Annotated in this window: 14 protein-coding genes; 6 read left to right on the forward strand and 8 right to left on the reverse strand. The window is 40.6% G+C overall.

Translation table 11 applies throughout. The features are described 5' to 3' along the window. Positions 1-82: 82 nt before the first annotated feature. Positions 83-1,207, forward strand: coding sequence for an alanine racemase (gene alr / locus HV560_RS09710; RefSeq protein ID WP_176812752.1), 1,125 nt, complete (start codon positions 83-85; stop codon positions 1,205-1,207). Next, complete coding sequence (locus tag HV560_RS09715) at positions 1,194-2,117, forward strand: helix-turn-helix domain-containing protein (RefSeq protein ID WP_238348720.1); 924 nt, start codon at positions 1,194-1,196, stop codon at positions 2,115-2,117. Before alr ends, HV560_RS09715 begins: the two co-directional genes overlap by 14 nt. A gap of 46 nt (positions 2,118-2,163) precedes the next feature. Here HV560_RS09715 and HV560_RS09720 read toward each other — a convergent pair whose 3' ends face one another. From HV560_RS09720 to sodA, 6 genes are all read right to left on the reverse strand, one after another. Then, positions 2,164-3,084 carry a DmsC/YnfH family molybdoenzyme membrane anchor subunit gene (locus tag HV560_RS09720; RefSeq protein WP_176810262.1) on the reverse strand — a complete coding sequence of 307 codons (921 nt, stop codon included), beginning with the start codon at positions 3,082-3,084 and terminating at the stop codon, positions 2,164-2,166. Position 3,085: 1 nt separating this feature from the next. Further along, positions 3,086-3,706 (reverse strand): DMSO/selenate family reductase complex B subunit, encoded by a 621-nt coding sequence (locus HV560_RS09725; RefSeq protein ID WP_176810263.1) that lies wholly within the window; start codon positions 3,704-3,706, stop codon positions 3,086-3,088. Between the two features lie 11 nt (positions 3,707-3,717). After that, positions 3,718-6,159: a DmsA/YnfE/YnfF family dimethyl sulfoxide reductase gene (locus tag HV560_RS09730; RefSeq protein WP_159630960.1), complete on the reverse strand. Its 2,442-nt coding sequence runs from the start codon at positions 6,157-6,159 to the stop codon at positions 3,718-3,720. A 194-nt stretch (positions 6,160-6,353) separates the two neighbouring features. Next, on the reverse strand, positions 6,354-6,950 hold the full coding sequence (gene dmsD / locus HV560_RS09735) for a Tat proofreading chaperone DmsD (protein ID WP_176812753.1): 597 nt from the start codon (positions 6,948-6,950) through the stop codon (positions 6,354-6,356). Positions 6,951-7,213: 263 nt separating this feature from the next. Then, complete coding sequence (locus tag HV560_RS10465) at positions 7,214-10,141, reverse strand: YadA-like family protein (RefSeq protein ID WP_272955344.1); 2,928 nt, start codon at positions 10,139-10,141, stop codon at positions 7,214-7,216. 309 nt (positions 10,142-10,450) lie between these two features. After that, a complete protein-coding gene (gene sodA, locus HV560_RS09745) occupies positions 10,451-11,092 on the reverse strand; it encodes a superoxide dismutase [Mn] (protein WP_176812755.1) in 642 nt (213 codons plus the stop codon). Between the two features lie 386 nt (positions 11,093-11,478). Between sodA and thrA the strand changes: the two genes are divergently transcribed. From thrA to rho, 4 genes are all read left to right on the forward strand, one after another. Beyond that, positions 11,479-13,935: a bifunctional aspartate kinase/homoserine dehydrogenase I gene (gene thrA / locus HV560_RS09750; protein WP_176810271.1), complete on the forward strand. Its 2,457-nt coding sequence runs from the start codon at positions 11,479-11,481 to the stop codon at positions 13,933-13,935. Further along, positions 13,935-14,882, forward strand: a complete 948-nt coding sequence (thrB, locus tag HV560_RS09755) for a homoserine kinase (protein WP_176808871.1) — start codon at positions 13,935-13,937, stop codon at positions 14,880-14,882. Before thrA ends, thrB begins: the two co-directional genes overlap by 1 nt. A 175-nt stretch (positions 14,883-15,057) precedes the next feature. Next, positions 15,058-16,005: a cysteine synthase A gene (gene cysK, locus HV560_RS09760; protein ID WP_159630974.1), complete on the forward strand. Its 948-nt coding sequence runs from the start codon at positions 15,058-15,060 to the stop codon at positions 16,003-16,005. Between the two features lie 196 nt (positions 16,006-16,201). Further along, positions 16,202-17,464, forward strand: a complete 1,263-nt coding sequence (rho, locus tag HV560_RS09765; protein WP_159630976.1) for a transcription termination factor Rho — start codon at positions 16,202-16,204, stop codon at positions 17,462-17,464. A 55-nt stretch (positions 17,465-17,519) separates the two neighbouring features. On the opposite strand, the gene napF is transcribed toward rho, so the two are convergent. Together napF and HV560_RS09775 are read right to left on the reverse strand one after the other, a co-directional pair. Further along, a complete protein-coding gene (gene napF / locus HV560_RS09770; protein WP_420371377.1) occupies positions 17,520-18,044 on the reverse strand; it encodes a ferredoxin-type protein NapF in 525 nt (174 codons plus the stop codon). A gap of 88 nt (positions 18,045-18,132) precedes the next feature. Further along, a complete protein-coding gene (locus tag HV560_RS09775; protein ID WP_176810275.1) occupies positions 18,133-19,314 on the reverse strand; it encodes an aspartate aminotransferase family protein in 1,182 nt (393 codons plus the stop codon). Between the last annotated feature and the right edge of the window lie 13 nt (positions 19,315-19,327).

Consider the following 19,327-nt stretch of genomic DNA (forward strand, 5'->3'; position numbering starts at 1 on the left):
TCTTTTTTGCATTATTTGCTAAGGGATTTTTCATTTTGGGCGTATAATTTAGCGTTCTTATTATTTTATTGTTCAGAAAAATATGAAACCAGCAACAGCAACTATTGATAGCCAGGCACTCAGGCATAATATCCAGCTCATTAAATCATTTGCACCCAATCAAAAATTATTGGCGATGATTAAAGCAAATGCGTATGGGCAAGGGTTGTTACCTGCTGCCAGCACTTTAGCGGATATGGTGGATGGTTTCGGTGTTGCTCGCTTGCGTGAGGCTTTAGAAATTCAAGAAACTGGCTACACGGGCAAAATTGTGTTGATAGAGGGTTTTTTTGACCGTGAAGAGCTACTCAAAGCTCTTTCTCGCAAATTTGATGCTGTCATTCATAACATTGAGCAACTTGAGCTGCTAGAAAAAGTCGCAAACGAGTGGAATGAAGAGCAAAAAAAAGGCTTTTGGACACGTAAGACAAAAATATACTTTCCCATTCATATCTGGCTAAAAATTGATACTGGTATGCACCGTTTGGGTATTCACCCCGAGCAGGTGGATCTGTTTGTAGAACGGTTGAAAAATTGCTCGCTGGTTAATTCCATCAGCTTTGTTAGCCATTTTAGCCGTGCAGATGAATTAGATTGTCGCTATACCGAAAAGCAAATTGACGTTTTTGAACAAGCCACCGAAAAATATTCCCAACACGACCGCAGCATTTCTGCCTCAAGCGGTATTCTTTATTGGAAACAAGCCCATTATGACTGGGTTCGCCCGGGCATTATTATGCACGGTATTTCTCCACATTATACTCCAATTACCGATTTAGGCTTTCAACCCGTAATGACGCTCTCATCCTCACTTATTGCCGTTCGTACCCACAAAGCGGGTGAACCTGTTGGCTACGGCGGAGCGTGGATTAGCCCTAAAGACACTAAACTTGGCGTGATCGCAATGGGCTATGGCGATGGCTATCCTCGTAATGCGCCTGAAGGCACACCTGTGTTAATTAACGGCAGACTTGTGCCGATTGTGGGACGTGTTTCAATGGATATGCTGACTGTCGATTTAGGACAAAACAGCCAAGATAAAGTGGGCGATAACGCCATTTTTTGGGGAGAAAAATTACTGATTGAAGAAGTAGCAAAACACATCGGCGTAATTAGCTACGAGTTAATTACCAAACTCACACCAAGAGTGATTTTTGAATATAAATAATACGAATGATGATATGGACTATTTAGATAATCTTATCAAACTCCACCAAATTGAAGGTGAGATCCAAGTAATTTGTCGCTTTCAAGGTGATTGGCAAATTAAAAATCCGCAAACCGAGCAACCAATCGGGGTATTTCATATTATTTCCCGAGGGCAATGTTGCGTAAAATTCGAAAATGAATGCCACCATTTGAAAGTGGGCGATGTTGTATTTTTGCCTTATGGCACTCAGCACGAGCTAGCAAGCTGTCCGACACTCTTATCGGTATCAGACAGTCAGCTGATCCCGATTAAACAAGAGCCAATCGGGCCATTTATGCTCTGCCATAATCAGCAAGAAAGTGATTTTGAAATGTTTTGTGGCACCTTTCATTATAGAAACTCCTCAAATACCCCGTTGTTTGAGTTGCCGAAATGGCACTTATCTTCAGATAATGCTTCCATTTTAGCGTTACTGTCACTGTTGCAAAAAGAAAGCGAAAGCCAGCTGGGTAATAAATCCGTCATCAATGCGCTTGCTAGTGTGCTTTTTACCTATCTTGTTCGAGATTATATGAATCATTACGAGCTGAAAAGTGGCACATTGAGCCTACTGCAAGATAAACGATTACAAAATGCCGTGCAGGCAATGCTCAATCAGCCTGAAGCAGCTTGGTCAATGGACGTCTTGGCTGAACGCTGTGCAATGTCTCGCTCCAATTTTATTCGGACATTCAAAGAGAAATGTGGCATTTCAGCAGGGCAATTTCTGACCGAACTTCGATTACAAAAAGCGGAAATACTGCTGCAACATAGCGAGCTTTCCATTCAACAAATTGCTCTAGCCGTAGGCTACCAGTCTGAAGCTCATTTCAGTAAGTTGTTTAAAACCTACAAGAACAGCTCACCAAGCCAATTCCGTAAAGTATAAAAAATCCGCTGATAACACAGCGGATTTGTCTATTTTCAACCCAGTATCAGCCGCCTAAGGCCTTTAAACCTACCGTCATATGTGTGCCGTAAAACAATGTTCTGGCAATCAATTCACCAGCGATAACCAATACCAAACCAAGGCTACTCAATGCGACCAGCTGTTTTTTTACGCTCACAAACAATAATCCTAACCCAACTACAATCAAAATGAAGCGGATTACGCTATAAGTGGCATAGCTTGGTATAAGTTCTAATGCACTAAAAATAGCTGTTTTAGTTTGGGCCAGATGTTGATAATGAAAGAAAGAGACCACTAACGCCACCGCAGCAAACACAGCAGCCAAGATCGCAAAGCCTTTCTGCCCCCTTTCTACTTTTGCCAGTTGTAACAAAGTAACTGTTAATGCTGAACCCGCTAAAAGAGCTGTTAAACCGAATGAAAGTGGGGTAAAAAGGGTATTCCACGTTGGTACAGTTGGAATTAAGTAAAGGCGAGCCATTGCCCATATAAAAATCACACCGCTAAGTGCAACGATAACTCGCCCAAACCCAGCCCAGCCTTGTGGCAATTTATTAGTAATCGGCACGATAAAGTGAGCCAAAGCACTAGCAAGCGGTAATTTTTTGCCATTTTTTTGCAAAAAACCAGACGTTGCCACCACCCAATAAGCACTGCCTAAGGCAAAGAATATTGAACCAGTGAAAATTTCATTACTCAAATCTGATGCCCCAACACGGTTTAACGCATTAAAGGCACGCTCAGGCGAGCCAAGATGGGTGGTAGAAGCTACAAAGCCAAGTGCCATTAACACCCATAACACCGTCATTGCGTAGTGTAAACGATCTGCACTCGCCTTTCCTTGCGGGGTAAGTAGCACCACACATAGTCCAATAAATGCACCAACTACCGCTTGAGCAAAGACGGTAAAGAAAACAAGGGGTAATTCGTGTAATCCTGCACCCATTTTAAACCTCCTTCGGATTAGCTAAGAAACCGCCATCAAAATCTGTCGGTTTAGCATTACTGTTTAAACGTAAGGCTATATTTGGATTGGTATAGCTAGATGGTGGCAATGGGGCAACATCTTTGATGTCGCCATATTTCTCACGCAACTCATCGATTGGCAATAAATCCAATGCACGTAATGGGCAAGATTCCACACACATCGGTTTTAAACCTTGTTCTACACGCTCAAAGCAACCATCGCATTTCGTCATTCGGCCTGTGCGTTGGTTAAATTGCGGTGCACCGTATGGACAAGCCATTGAGCAATATTGGCAACCAATACAAACATCTTGGTTTACCACTACAAAGCCATCTTCACGTTTGTGCATTGCACCACTTGGGCAAACACTCGCACAAGCAGGGTTATCACAATGATTACAAGAGATTGAAAGATAGTAGGAAAACACATCTTGTGTCCACGCATCACCTTCTGCTTTCCAATCTCCGCCACAAAATTCATAAATACGGCGGAAACTCACATCAGGGCTTAAATCTTTGTAGTCTTTACAGGCTAATTCGCACGTTTTGCAACCCGTGCAACGCTGAGAATCAATATAAAAACCATACTGTTTTTTACTCATTTCTCTCCTCCTTATCCTGAAACTCGTTCAATTTGAACTAAATTGGTATGCTGCGGATTACCTTTTGATAATGGCGATGGTCTTTGCGTAGTTAACACGTTAAAACTACCATTGTGATCTACACGATTACCATCTGGCATATACCAAGCACCTTCTCCCATTGCCGTTACGCCAGGCATAATTCTTGGTGTAACATTTGCCATAACACGAGTTTCACCGCGATCATTAAATATCCGCACAGTGTCTCCATTTTTAATACCCCGTTTTTGTGCATCAATCGGGTTAATCCAAACCGATTGTAAAGACGCCTGTTGTAATACATCTACATTGCCATAAGTAGAGTGAACGCGTGATTTATAATGGAAGCCAACTAATTGCAGTGGAAATTGTTCACGTTTAGGATCGTCCCACCCTTCAAATTGGCGAGTATAAATCGGTAATGGACTAATTACATCGCCCTCTGGTAACTCCCATGTTGCGGCAATTTTCGCTAATCGTTCAGAATAAATCTCAATTTTGCCCGATGGTGTCGTCAGCGGATTATTGATCGGATCTTCACGGAATTTCTTAAACGCAACCAGATGCCCGCTCGGATCTTTCTGCTTGATAATTCCACGCTCACGGAATGCTTCAAAGGTAATGTCTTTAAAAAACGGATTTTTCTCTTGGGTTTGAGCATAAAGGTGACGCAGCCACTCTTCTTGAGTTCGACCTTCAGTGAATATCTCTTTCACCCCCATTTTTTCCGCAATGCCTGAGTAAATCTCATAGACTGGTTTACACTCAAATTGTGGCTCAATCGCTTTGTCGGCAAAAATTACATAACCCATATTACCTGCCGAACCGTCCATACAGAAATCAGGTTGCTCCGATGTAGTACAATCTGGCAGAAGAATATCTGCATATTTAGCGGTAGAAGTCATATGGTTATCAATCACGACCAACATTTCTAATTTGCTTTCATCCTGCAAAATTTCGTGGGTGCGATTGATGTCGGAATGTTGATTAATAATGCAGTTTCCTGCATAGTTCATAATAAATTTAATGTTTTGATTGAGCTTTTCAGCACCTTTTAAACCGTCTTTGAGGGCAGTCATTTCCTCACCACGAGTGACCGCATCTGTCCACATAAAGATGGGGATTTTCGCATTAATCGGATTTTTATGCACAGGCATACGCACAAAAGGTATGGTATAGAATCCTTCACGAGAACCACTGTTACCGCCACTAATTCCTACATTCCCCGTTAAACACGCTAACATTGCAATCGCACGAGCGGCTTGTTCGCCATTTGCGTGGCGTTGCGGCCCCCAACCTTGACAGATATAGGCTGGTTTAGTCGTAGCAATTTCACGAGCAAGCTCAATAATACGAGCTTGTGGAATACCCGTAATTTTTTCTGCCCATTCTGGCGTTTTAGCGGTTTTATCATCACCCTCGCCTAAAATATAGGCTTTGTAATGCCCATTTTTAGGGGCTGATTCGGGTAAGCTTTTCTCATCATAGCCAATACAATAGGTATCTAGGAATGCCTGATCGACCAAATTTTCGGTAATCATAACAAACGCCATTCCCTCGATTAATGCTGCATCCGTACCAGGACGAATAGGCACCCACTCCCCACGCCCTGCAATAGTGTCATTATAACGAGGATCAATCATAATGGTTTTAGCTTGCGAACGCTCTTGAGCTTGCTGATAAAGATAAGTCACTCCTCCTCCACTCATACGAGTTTCCGCAGGGTTGTTACCAAAATAAACAACCAATTTAGCGTTTTCGATATCGGTTGGGCTATTACCTGCATTACTGCCGTACATATACGGAATGGCTTCAAAAATTTGCGAATAGCTGTAAGTGCCGTGGTGTCCGAGGCAGCCACCAATACTATTCATAAAACGACTAGAAATACTACGAGGTGGCGGATAACTCGCCGCAACGGTTGCACCGAGTGTACCCGTTGCAAAAGGTAGATATAACGCCTCATTACCATATTGGGCAATAATGCGTTTTAAATTGGAAGCAATCTCTTCAAAAGCCTCATCCCACGAAATGCGTTTAAATTTACCTTCGCCACGCTTGCCTACCCGCTTCATCGGATATTTCAAACGATCTGGATTATACACACGGCGACGCATAGAACGCCCCCTTGCACAGGCTCGCACTTGATGGAAATCGCCATAAACATCCGAGCCTAAATTATCGGTTTCCACATATTTAATCACGCCATCTTGAACGTGCATACGCAACGGGCAACGACTGTGACAATTAACCGTACAAGCACTCCAAACCAATTTTTCTTCACCTAAATTAGCAACTGGCTTGATTTCTGCTTTAGCTTTAGCAATCGGAATTTGTACACCGCTTGCTGCTAATGCAACACCGCCCACCGCAGCGGAGCCTTTTAAAAAGGCACGTCTATCCAGACACAGAGGTGTTTCAGATTTATTCTGCATAGTTTCCCCCACAAAAGATCAATAAAAACAGGAAAACTATACCGTTTCATCGGCAAGGGGTTATTGATCAACGTCAATTTCCCCAAAAGGTTGGACTAAACCGCAAAAGGTTTAGACTATTGTGCAGGCAAGTTGCTTAGCGTTTTAACCACACAGCAACATTTTCTTTGGCTTTGTTGCCAAGTGAAGCTCAATTAACGATAAAGTTGCAGAGCAAGCGGTTGAATTTCCAAATTTTTTTGCAAATCAAGCAATAACGCTTCAGCAAGAATGCCCAAGCCTTGATAAAACGGGGTTGATGTAGCATTAAATAACTCAAAAAAGCGATATGCCCAAGGCAGAAAATGCTCTGCCAAAAATGGTTTGAGCAAATGCTGATTTTCATCAAGCAAATAAGCGGTGAGCATTAACATTAAGCCGATATGATCTTCTGGCTCATTTTGATTTAAAGAAAAATCAATGCCACTATGTTGCAAAAAAGCTCGCAACGCTAGCAAACTCTCGCCAAACACAACGCTCTCTTTATCCAAATAGACCGATCCCCACGGCGGAGCTGGCAAATTATTCGGCCCGATAAATAAGGCTTGATAGTCAGCCTCAATCTGCTCATCCGCCACCTTTTGCAAATTTTGCTGAATTTCAGACCGCTTGTTTTCACTGAGAAAGTGACAGTCTGCTTGCCAAGCCCCCGTTTGAAACAGAGCAATAAGCGGTTTATTTTGAGGCTCATTAGGCGGGTAAAAAAACAGCGAGCCGATAATTCGAGTAAGTGGTGAATAGTATTGTTCCATAGTGAATCCAAATGCAAAATAAATGTAGCCAAATATTAGCCTAAAAGAGCAATTTAGTTAAGTTTTGCTCGTAACAATCTACATTATAGGCAATAGAAATAATAAACAAGCGGTCATATTTTGCAAAATTTTTACAAAATATGACCGCTTGTGCATTTTTACTTTTTAACGCTTCTTGAATATTTCATTCAAAAAAACCACGCTTGTAAGCGCTCTTTTGATTGCTTACAAGCGATCTACTATGCAGACTTTTTGCACATCAATTAGAATTTAAATCCAATTGATGCCCCCCCGCCTACATCGCCTTTATTGCTCGCTGAGCCTATCAATTTCAGCGAAACTTTGCCATTATTTGACACCTTTGAATACCCCAATGCCACTGCCGTTGCACCATTAAAGGTGCCTGTACCGACCGATAGCATACTGTCTCCTGCACCCGGTGCATTGATTAAACTTGCCGCCGCATACGCCCCAGCAATCCCTGAACTCATCCGCTTTTCTGTGCGGGCTATCTTGTTCTCTAACTGATTCACTTGCCCGCCTAACGCATTCATCCCTCGGGTGAATTGCCCCATATTAACCGCATCGGTCTCCGATACCCCCTCTGCCACATTGGTGATTCGGCGTGCGGCATTGGCATTACCAACAGAAAATTCATTGTCGCTCATCGCCACCGAACCAGTGCCTACTGCAACGCTATTGCTGCCTTTCGCGACACTATTAGCACCGATTGCAACACTCTCCGCACCCTCTGCCTTCGCACTATTGCCTGTGCTATTTACAGAAATATACTTCGTATTTTGAGCTGCTGCATTTAACGCCGTTTTCACATTATTCGTCGTCTTCTTCTCGCCTTGTTCGTAATAGTCGTATTTTACCTCTACTGAACCATCTGCGGCTAGCGTTGCACCTAACACATTAGCAACTTTCAGGATTTCCTTATCTATCTTTTGATCAATGCCGTTAATTCGGCTACTTACTTTATTGTCAACTTCAACAACTGCGCCTATCACTTCCTTCAGTTGAGTATTTACTTTACCTACTTCAGTGTCAATTTTTGCATCCACTGCTTGTACCTGATTTGCAACTTTAGCAACGGCACCTATCACATACTTAAGTTGTGAAATATTTACCACATCTGTATCTGCCTCACCTGCGGTAACATTGGTAATTTTTCGGGTAAATTCAGTTTTACCTAAATTATTTTTACCCACCCCAACTGAAACCTCGTTTTCGCTAACCGCTAACGAACCTGCACCTAATGCAACAGCGTTTTTGCCTGTAGCGATTGCATTGCTGCCGAATGCTATTGCGTTTTCAGCTGTGGCTAAGGTATTTGCTCCGTAGGCAATAGCGTTTTCGCCTGAGGCAAACGCACTTTCGCCTTCTGCGAGCGAATTTTTACCGATATTTTTAATTGATGAATTCGCTAACTGTCGATTTAATTGTGCTAATTCCGCTTGTTTAGCAACAAGATCTTGGTTTTGTTTTTCCAGTTCAGCCTTACGCTGATTTAACAGTTGCTCTTGCTGTTGTTTGCGTTCTGCTAAAGCTTCATCATCGGGCGTTAAGCCTAAACGAGAAATATCATCAATAATATATCTGATATCTTGTTCTGTGCTATCTATCGAACCTTTAGCGTTTGAGAGTGCATCATATAATTGCTTCACTTTTTCGCTAGTGGCTTTAACTACCTCATTATTTTGATTGTAAGTGTGAATACGCTCTCTGGTTTGATTATACAGCTCTTCTACTATTGGTTTAACTTGGCTGAATTCCTTTTCAATAACATCATTTTTATATGTTGGAGTATATGTATTAAAATTACTTTCAGGCTTATCTTTCTCTCTATCGATAAAATCTTTCTTTTTTATTACTTCTTGACTTATTTTGTCTATTTCTGTTTTATCTTGCTCATCCAAAGGTTTGGAAAGCTCTAGTTGTAATTTTTTATCTAACTCTAACCACTCTTCAACAGTATCATTAAATTTTATAATTCTATCTAGACTTGATTTATAGTCAGTTAAATCAAACCACCAACTGTCATTTTTAGTATAATCAATATGCTCAACGATGTCTTTTAGCATTTTATTAATCTTCTTAAAGTCATCAACATAGCCTTGAGAGCCATTGTTCAAAACACTCCGTCGATAACTATCCCCATCATCTGATATAGATTGTAAATCAATCGTTTTATTTCCTTTTAATGGTGGCATCTTTATCATGTTTCCATAATAATAGCTATATATACCATAAGTATTCAATAAAAGACGGGCATTTGAATTTTCCTTTTTAGCTGAAAGATAGAAATAAAGTCTCGACCTATAATCTTCAATCGCTTCTCGGTTAACAACATACGAACGAAACGAACTTAAATCATTAAAATTAGAAAGACCAAATCCTGGCAATTTATTCGGGGTTTTTAAATCATCTTCCGTGGAGAAAATCGTTCTAAATAGATCTGCATTAAATGTATATGAATCAGCGCTAGTTCCATATATATTGTCATTTATAAAGCTAGATAAATATTTAGCAGTTGGTTCTGCTGTCGCGTTACTCGCAACATAGCCATCAATTAATTGTCTATATTGTGGAGCGGTAAAATTCCCTTTAAATTCAGGAAAAGCCTCTTCTATAATAACTTTAATATCAGCCGCTAATTCATCTCGCCCCTTACCTGATTCGTTATCTAATTTACTCCAGTCTAATTTTTTAAATATTCCATCATAATTAACAGTACGACCACTGATAATATCTTGTGGCAAACGGTTATAGGCATCATTCGCTTGTTGTAATTGGTTTTGCTGTTCAGCTAATCTCTTTTGAGCCTCATCGCGTTGGTTTTGAAGAGTTGCGTATTCCTTAAGTAAAGGGACAATTTTCGCTTGGCGTTGGTCAATATCGGTAATACTGGCTTCAATATTATCAATATGGCTTTGAACAGAGGAGATTTGAGCATCAATTTTGTTGATTTCAGTTTGCTTTTCGCCTAGTTGGCGTACAATTTCGTCTGCCACTTTACGGCGTTCAGCAAATTGCTCGCGGCTCATTCCCCCACCTGTGGCAACGGCATTATGCCCTGTAGCAACACCATTTTCTGAAGTGGCATAACTACCTGCCCCATTCGCCGTTGAATTTGTGCCGACAGCGTAACCATTACCAGCTGCATACGCCGAGCCTGAAATTAGCACCGTGAGTAGCAACGAGGCTACACTACGCCGTGAGTGAGTGAGTGAGTGAGTGAGTGAGTGAGTGAGTGAGTGAGTGAGTGAGTGAGTGAGTGAGTGAGTGAGTGAGTGAGTGAGTGAGTGAGTTCATCATATAATTATCTCTCTGTAAATAAAAAAGGCGATTTTAATCTATTTTTTGTGTGATGAATACTAAAAATTTAGCTTTTTTTAATGTGAATTTAAGTTGCAGAACGCATATTAAACAAGCGGTCATATTTTGCAAAATTTTTACAAAATATGACCGCTTGTATTTATCGTACTAAACTAGATTTATTTTCCGCAGCCGCAGCCTGGCGTTTGTTTTTCAAAACGGTTTGCCGCTTCGTTCCAGTTTACCACGTTCCAGAACGCTTTGATGAAATCCGGACGGCGGTTTTGGTAGTTCAGGTAGTAAGCGTGTTCCCATACATCTAAACCTAAAATTGGGTAGCCAGAAACCCCTGCTACGTCTTCACCCATTAGTGGGTTGTCTTGATTTGCGGTTGAGACTACCGATAATTTTCCTTCATTTACAACTAACCACGCCCAGCCTGAGCCAAAACGAGTAGTTGCTACTTTTTCAAATTCTGCTTTGAAATTATCCACAGAGCCAAAATCACGCTCAATCGCATCTTTTAATGCACCTTGTAAAGTTGTGCCTGTTTTTAAACCTTTCCATAATAATGTGTGGTTTACGTGTCCGCCTACGTTGTTACGCACTGCAACACGTTTTTCAGCAGGGACTTGGTTTAAATCTGCAATTAATTTGCCTGGGCATTGCTCTAATAATTCAGGGTGGGCTTCTAATGCTGCATTTGCATTATTAATATATGCTTGGTGGTGCTTAGTGTGGTGAATTTCCATTGTTTTTGCATCAAAATGTGGCTCTAACGCATCATACGCGTAGCCTAATTCAGGTAATGTGTATGCCATAGTTCATTCCTTTCAAATAGTAATCAATCAATAGGTTAATCAGAGTTAAACTCCAAACGCATTCTAACAAGAAATAACCAGAAAAGGCATATTTTTTTGATCTAGAGCAAGATTATTCAATCATCTTAAAAGTAAATACGAAAAATAAAGAAATTCTCATTCCCCCATTGACAAAGTAGTTATTTTCACGCATTCTTCACCCATTATTAATTCTATTACATAGAAAACAGCCAATGAGTCCTTTTTCTGTAATTACAATGATTATTACCACCATTATGTTTCCAGCATAGTGCGGGTTTTTTATTGGCTACAAAAAGAATAAACTGAAACCCGCTACAAGCGGGTTTTTTTATAGAAAAATTTACCAATATTCATCAGGAGTAACTATGCGAGTTCTTAAATTTGGGGGCACCTCTCTTGCCAATCCAGAACGCTTTATGCAAGCGGCGGATATTATCGAAAAAGCCCATTTAGCTGATCAGGCGGCAGGGGTTTTATCCGCTCCAGCCAAAATCACTAACCACTTGGTCGCCATTGTTGATAAAGCAATTGCTGGCGAATCATTTGAATCTAACCTTTCTGAAGCAACCGAGATTTTCCACAACATCATTAACGGCTTATATGAAGCAAACAATAACTTTGCCAAAAATGAACTATTAGCATTGGTTGATGCTGAATTAACCCAAATTCAGCAAGTTGCGGCAGATTCTGCAAAAAGTAAATCACTCTCGGATGATATTGCAGCAACAATCCATTGCCGTGGTGAAAAACTTTCTATTGCAATGATGCAAGCGTGGTTTGAAGCAAAAGGCTACACCGTTACTCGCATCGACCCTGTTGAAAAATTATTGGCTCACGGGAGCTATTTGGAATCTTCAGTTGATATCCCAGAATCAACCAAGCGTGTTGATGCAGACTCGATTCCAAAGAAGAATGTGGTATTAATGGCAGGTTTTACTGCAGGCAATCAGCAAGGTGAATTAGTGCTATTAGGGCGAAACGGTTCTGATTACTCTGCCGCGTGTTTAGCCGCTTGCTTGAAAGCAGATGTCTGTGAAATTTGGACAGATGTGGATGGTGTTTATACTTGCGATCCTCGCCTAGTGCCCAATGCGGTTTGTTTGGAATCTATGAGCTACCAAGAAGCGATGGAGCTTTCTTACTTCGGGGCAAAAGTGATTCATCCTCGCACAATCGGGCCTTTAGTATCATTAAATATTCCGTGCTTAATTAAAAATACAGGTAATCCTGAAAGCAAAGGCACCTTGATTGATGGCAATGTTGCAAATGATAACTTGAAAGTAAAAGGCATTACTAACCTTGATAATGTTGCTATGTTTAACGTATCAGGTGCGGGTATGCAAGGAATGGTGGGTATGGCTGCTCGTGTTTTCTCTACAATGTCGAAATCAGGCATTTCAGTGATTTTAATTACCCAATCTTCATCAGAATATAGTATTAGTTTCTGTGTGCCTGCTAAATCAGCAGAAAAAGCGTTACTTGCATTAAATGCGGAATTTGCCCAAGAATTAGCTGAAAACTTACTTGATCCGATTGATATTATTAAAGATTTATCCATTGTTTCTGTAGTAGGTGACGGTATGCGTACCGCTAAAGGTATCGCAGCACGCTTTTTCTCTGCACTTGCTCAAGCAAACATTAGTATTGTTGCGATCGCACAAGGTTCATCAGAGCGTTCAATTTCAGCAGTGGTGCCACTGAATAAAGCCATTGAAGCCGTGAAAGCCACCCATAAATCATTATTTAATAGCAAACGTGTTGTAGATATTTTTTTAGTTGGCGTTGGCGGTGTTGGAAGTGAGTTAATTGAGCAAGTAAAACAACAAAAAGAGTTTCTAGCCAAAAAGGATATTGAAATTCGTATTTGTGCCTTAGCTAATTCAGATAAGATGTTGCTTAACGAAAGCGGTTTAAATTTAGATAACTGGAAAGAAGATTTAGAAAAAGCAATCCAACCCTCAGACTTTGATGTACTACTTTCTTTTATCAAATTCCACCACGTGGTCAATCCTGTGTTTGTTGATTGCACCTCGGCACAATCTGTAGCAAACCTTTACGCCCGAGCGTTAAAAGAAGGCTTCCATGTGATTACACCAAACAAAAAAGCCAATACGTCAGGCTATAACTATTACTTAGAAATGCGTGAGAATGCTCGTCAAAGCCAGCACAAATTCCTTTATGAAACTAACGTAGGGGCAGGTTTACCCGTTATCGAAAATCTACAAAACTTGCTAGCAGCTGGCGATGAAGTAGAGAAATTTGAGGGGATTCTTTCAGGCTCACTCTCATTCATTTTCGGTAAATTAGAAGAGGGCTTAACGCTTTCTCAAGCTACCCTATTGGCAAAGGAAAAAGGCTTTACTGAGCCTGATCCTCGTGAGGATTTATCTGGTGCTGATGTTGCTCGCAAATTATTAATTTTAGCTCGTGAAACTGGCTTGCCGCTTGAATTTGAAGATATTGAAATTGAAGGCATATTACCAAAAGGCTTCTCCGAAGGAATGAACCGTGATGAGTTTTTAGAAGCATTGCCTGCATTAGATGAAGAATTTAACAAACGTGTAGAAGCAGCCAAAGCAGAAGGTAAAGTGTTACGCTATGTAGGCTCAATTACAGGGACAAAATGCCGTGTGGCAATTGAAACTGTTGATGACAATCACCCACTTTATAAAGTAAAAGATGGCGAAAATGCTCTTGCCTTCTTAACTCGCTACTACAGCCCAATCCCCCTTCTCTTGCGTGGTTATGGTGCAGGTAATAGCGTAACTGCAGCAGGTATTTTTGCTGATATTCTTCGTACATTACCAGGAGGTGCAAGCTAATGACCTTACGCATTTATGCACCTGCCTCAAGTGCGAATATTAGTGTGGGATTTGATTCATTAGGGGCGGCAATCTCACCTATTGATGGTTCTTTATTAGGCGATGTTGTTCAAATTGAAGATTGCGAACAAACTTTTGAGCTAGAAAGTGCAGGTTATTTTGTACGTAAATTGCCCAAAGAACCACAAAAAAACATTGTCTATCAAGCCTATGTGCTATTTAGCGAACGCTTGAAATTACGTAACGGCAGTGTAAAAAATTTACGCTTAACACTTGAAAAAAATATGCCGATTGGCTCAGGGCTTGGCTCAAGTGCTTGTTCAATTGTGGCTGCATTAGTGGCACTTAATCAATTCCATAATGAACCATTTTCAAAAATGGAATTATTAGAAATGATGGGAGAGCTTGAGGGGAGAATTTCAGGTTCAATTCACTACGATAATGTTGCACCTTGCTACTTAGGTGGCTTGCAATTAATGACGCAATCTCTGGGCAATATTTGCCAACCTTTACCTTTTTTTGATGAATGGTATTGGGTGCTTGCTTACCCAGGTGTGGAGGTTTCTACTGCAGAAGCACGAGCCATTTTGCCTAAAAGCTATACGCGTCAAGATATGATTCAGCAAGCGCGTTACTTAGGCTCTTTCGTTCACGCTTGTCATACACATCAAGATGTATTAGCTGCCACTATGATGAAAGACTTAATTGCCGAGCCTTATCGTGAAGGATTACTCCCAAACTTCCCTACTGTTCGTCAAGGCTGTAAAGATTTAGGTGCATTAGCGGTTGGTATTTCAGGTTCAGGCCCAACAATGTTTGCCATCGCCCCCGACTTGGAGCACGCCCAACGCTTAGTAAACTATTTGGAGAGAGAGTATCTGCAAAACAACGAAGGGTTTATCCACATCTGCAAAGTGGATAACCAAGGGGCGAGGGCACTGAAATAATCTATTACAAGCGGTCTGATTTTGCTTATTTTTTGCAAAACAGACCGTTTTTTTATGTAAACCCATCTCTTATATTCCTTTTGGTTATACAAAATAAATTTCTGCTACTAGCCAAGCTCAAAAAGATCAGTATGATGAAATACAATTTTAATACCTACTTTGAGAGGAATTTTCTATGACAATTTATTCAGACAACTCATATTCCATCGGCAACACTCCACTTGTGCGTTTAAAACATTTCGGTAATGGTAATATCGTAGTTAAAGTGGAAGGGCGTAACCCAAGTTTTAGCGTGAAATGCCGTATTGGGGCGAATATGGTCTGGCAGGCGGAAAAAGACGGTATTTTAACGAAAGATAAAGAAATCGTAGATGCAACCAGCGGTAACACTGGTATTGCATTAGCTTACGTTGCGGCAGCTCGTGGCTATAAATTAACACTTACAATGCCTGAAACAATGAGCACTGAGCGTAAACGCTTATTACGTGGTTTAGGCGTAAACCTGATTTTAACTGAAGGTGCAAAAGGAATGAAAGGCGCCATAGCAAAAGCAGAAGAGATTGCAGCCTCTGATCCAAACCGTTATGTCACCTTAAAACAGTTTGAAAATCCAGCAAACCCAGCAATTCACCAACAAACCACGGGCCCTGAAATTTGGGAGGCGACGCAAGGCAACATTGATGTTTTAGTTGCAGGCGTAGGAACAGGCGGCACCATTACTGGCGTATCTCGTGCGATTAAACAAGATAAAGGTAAACCCATTATTTCTGTCGCAGTAGAACCAGCAGAATCTCCCGTTATCACACAAACTTTAAATAACGAAGAAGTAAAACCAGGCCCACATAAAATTCAAGGCATTGGTGCAGGTTTTATCCCGAAAAACTTAGATTTAGCGTTAGTAGATCGTGTTGAGCAGGTTTCAAGCGAAGAAGCCATTGCAACCGCTCGCCGTTTAATGGCAGAAGAAGGAATTTTAGGTGGCATTTCATCAGGTGCTGCCGTTGCAGCAGCAGATCGCATTGCGAGACTACCCGAATTTGCTGATAAATTAATCGTCGTAATACTACCATCTGCTTCAGAGCGTTATTTAAGCACCCTTTTATTTGAGGGGGTTGAGGCTTAATAAGCCTATCCAATAAAAATGCTGATGTTTTATCAGCATTTTTATTGCTACTATTGCTACAAGCGGTCATTTTTTATAAAAAATTTGCAATTTCGCCTCTATTAAGGTATGCTTCGCCTCATCTTTTGTGGCTTAGCCATATCAAATCAATACCAACAACTCCAACCTTATTTAATCACAATTTAACATTCAAATTATGCATCTTACTCAACTTAAAAATACGCCAGTTTCAGAATTAGTCGAAATGGGTGAAAACCAAATGGGCTTAGAAAATTTAGCTCGTTTACGTAAACAAGACATCGTTTTTGCTATTCTTAAACAACACGCAAAAAGTGGTGAAGATATTTTCGGTCAAGGCGTGTTAGAAATTTTACCCGATGGTTTTGGTTTCTTGCGTTCATCAGATAGCTCATACTTAGCTGGGCCCGATGATATTTATGTTTCACCAAGCCAAATCCGCCGCTTTAACTTACAAACTGGTGATAAGGTAGAAGGGAAAATCCGCCCGCCCAAAGAAGGCGAACGCTACTTTGCATTATTAAAAGTCGATTCCGTTAATGATGACAAGCCTGAAGTCTCTCGTAGCAAAATCTTATTTGAAAACTTAACGCCTTTACACGCAAATTCCCGTTTGAAAATGGAGCGTGGTAATGGCTCAAAAGAAGATTTAACTGCTCGTATTTTAGATTTAGCGGCTCCCATCGGTAAAGGTCAGCGAGCGTTGATTGTAGCCCCACCTAAAGCAGGTAAAACTGTTCTTCTACAAAATATCGCACAAAGTATTACCCATAACCACCCAGAATGTGAGCTTATCGTTCTGTTAATTGATGAACGTCCTGAAGAGGTCACTGAGATGCAACGCACGGTGCGTGGCGAAGTCATTGCATCTACCTTTGATGAGCCAGCCTCACGACACGTTCAAGTTGCAGAAATGGTAATAGAAAAAGCAAAACGTTCTGTTGAACATAAAAAAGATGTGGTGATTTTATTAGATTCCATCACACGTCTTGCTCGTGCTTATAATACTGTTACGCCTGTTTCAGGTAAAATTCTTTCTGGTGGTGTAGATGCAAATGCGTTACATCGTCCTAAACGTTTCTTCGGGGCTGCACGTAACGTAGAAGAAGGCGGTAGCTTAACGATTATCGCAACGGCGCTTGTTGATACAGGGTCTAAAATGGATGAGGTCATTTTTGAAGAATTCAAAGGTACCGGTAATATGGAACTACATCTATCTCGCCGAATTGCAGAACGCCGAATCTTCCCTGCGATTGATTTCAATCGTTCTGGTACACGTAAAGATGATCTATTAATGGCTGCTGATGAACTACAAAAAACGTGGATGTTGCGTAAAGTGCTTAATCCAATGGATGATGTCGATGCAATCGAATGGTTAATTGATAAATTAATGATGGCTAAAACCAACGAGGCGTTTTTTGAAATTATGAAACGTTCGTGATAAATATCGCTAAAAAATCAGCACCATTGAGGTGCTGATTTTCTTTTTTGAAAGATTAAACTAATTGAATTGCTGATAAAAAACAGCTTATCTTACATTCCCCACATCCATTACATAACTCATCATTTACCACTAAATGTTCAGAAATCGCCTGCTGGGGGCATTTCTCTTGGCACACAGTGCAAAACTGATTCTGCTTAACTAGGCACGTGTTAAAAAAATTTGGTCGAAGCTCGGTATCTCGTTTAAAGAGGGTATTTAAAGCATTGCTTGAACAGCTTTCAGCACATTTTCCACATAAGTCACAACTCATATAATCTAACTCTAAAACTGCTTTTTGTTGCTGAATCTGAATCAAATTATATGGACAAGCCTGCGTACAATCACCACAGCCGTTGCAAGCAGCAAGAAATAGATGTTCCTCTGCCGCAAAAGGTGGGCGATGAGCTAAACGGATATGCTGCTCTTTCTGCACTTTATCTACAGACTGAAACAGCGTGCGTAATAGCCCCCGCCTTGAAATCTGCTTATGATTTAAATACGCTTCATAATATTGTTCATTTCTACCTTGCATATTCATTACCGATAGATGTGCTCTTGCCAGAATTGTAATGTATCTTTTGTAAGAGTTCTATGCTTCTATAAATGATCTCATCGCCAAAACTAAACTATCTTGATTCAAGAACCTCTTTCAATACCTTTATTCCCTGTTCAATCTGTTCATCAGATATAATCAGCGGTGGCAGTAATCTTAATTTACTTTTTGCAGTTAAAAACAGCACACCTTGTTCAATACATTTTGTCACGATATCGGAGGCTAAAATACCCTCTTCAAATTCCACACCAATCATTAAACCTAAGCCAGAAACAGATTTTACTTTTGGCAAAGCATTTAATCTTTGTTGCAGAGATTGCCCTTTACGTTGCACTTCTTTTAAAAAATCTGGCGTTATTTTATCTAAAACCACATTTGCGCCAGCACAAGTAACAGGATTACCGCCAAATGTTGAACCGTGATCGCTCTTACCTAAAGTATGTTCAACTTTGTTGCCTAATAGAAAAGCCCCTATTGGTAGTCCGCCGCCTAAACCTTTGGCCAGACTCACAATATCAGGCTGTAAGCCAAATTGTTGATAAGAGAACATTGTGCCTGTTCGCCCAATACCTGTTTGTACTTCATCTATTATAAAAACTAAATCTTTTTCTTGGCAGAGAGATTGCACTGCTTGCAAGTAATCATTATCTAACGCACAAACTCCACCTTCGCCTTGTAGCACTTCAACTAAAATAGCACAGACATCATCAGTATTTAAACGGATTTTAAGTGCATCAATATCATTTGCTGGCACATATTCAAAGCCATCCGTAAACGGAAAAAAGTGTTGGTGAAACACATCTTGCCCTGTTGCTGCCAGTGTTGAAATAGTTCTACCGTGAAATGAATTCACTAAGGTTAAAATTGTGGATCGCCCAGTGCCATATTTATCGTGGCTATATTTGCGAGCTGTTTTTACTGCCCCTTCATTTGCCTCTGCGCCTGAATTGCAAAAAAATGCTCTTTTTAGACCGCTTGTAGAGACCAATTTTTTAGCTAATTGGCTTGATGGCTCAGTGAAAAATAAATTTGAAGTGTGTTGCAATTTGCCTGCTTGAGCCGTAATCGCTGAAAGCCAATCGTCATCAGCCCACCCTAAACTATTTACGCCAATGCCGCTGGTAAAATCTAAATATTGCTTACCCTCAACATCCCACACATCACAGCCTTTACCGTGTGAAAGTGCGAGGTCAAATCTGCCGTAAGTTTGGGCAATATATTCTTTATCTAGTTGTTTGATGTTGTTACTTGTCATATATTTCTTCCTA

It is taken from the genome of Mannheimia pernigra (assembly GCF_013377995.1).
In the GTDB taxonomy this organism is placed as follows: Bacteria; Pseudomonadota; Gammaproteobacteria; order Enterobacterales; family Pasteurellaceae; genus Mannheimia; species Mannheimia pernigra.

Excerpts from the sequence above, each read along its gene's own strand:
- alr (WP_176812752.1), top strand. The coding sequence starts at position 83 with ATGAAACCAGCAACAGCAACTATTGATAGCCAGGCACTCAGGCATAAT.
- HV560_RS09720 (WP_176810262.1), bottom strand. The coding sequence starts at position 3,084 with ATGGGTGCAGGATTACACGAATTACCCCTTGTTTTCTTTACCGTCTTT.
- HV560_RS09725 (WP_176810263.1), bottom strand. The coding sequence starts at position 3,706 with ATGAGTAAAAAACAGTATGGTTTTTATATTGATTCTCAGCGTTGCACG.
- HV560_RS09730 (WP_159630960.1), bottom strand. The coding sequence starts at position 6,159 with ATGCAGAATAAATCTGAAACACCTCTGTGTCTGGATAGACGTGCCTTT.
- dmsD (WP_176812753.1), bottom strand. The coding sequence starts at position 6,950 with ATGGAACAATACTATTCACCACTTACTCGAATTATCGGCTCGCTGTTT.
- sodA (WP_176812755.1), bottom strand. The coding sequence starts at position 11,092 with ATGGCATACACATTACCTGAATTAGGCTACGCGTATGATGCGTTAGAG.
- thrA (WP_176810271.1), top strand. The coding sequence starts at position 11,479 with ATGCGAGTTCTTAAATTTGGGGGCACCTCTCTTGCCAATCCAGAACGC.
- thrB (WP_176808871.1), top strand. The coding sequence starts at position 13,935 with ATGACCTTACGCATTTATGCACCTGCCTCAAGTGCGAATATTAGTGTG.
- cysK (WP_159630974.1), top strand. The coding sequence starts at position 15,058 with ATGACAATTTATTCAGACAACTCATATTCCATCGGCAACACTCCACTT.
- rho (WP_159630976.1), top strand. The coding sequence starts at position 16,202 with ATGCATCTTACTCAACTTAAAAATACGCCAGTTTCAGAATTAGTCGAA.
- napF (WP_420371377.1), bottom strand. The coding sequence starts at position 18,044 with ATGAATATGCAAGGTAGAAATGAACAATATTATGAAGCGTATTTAAAT.
- HV560_RS09775 (WP_176810275.1), bottom strand. The coding sequence starts at position 19,314 with ATGACAAGTAACAACATCAAACAACTAGATAAAGAATATATTGCCCAA.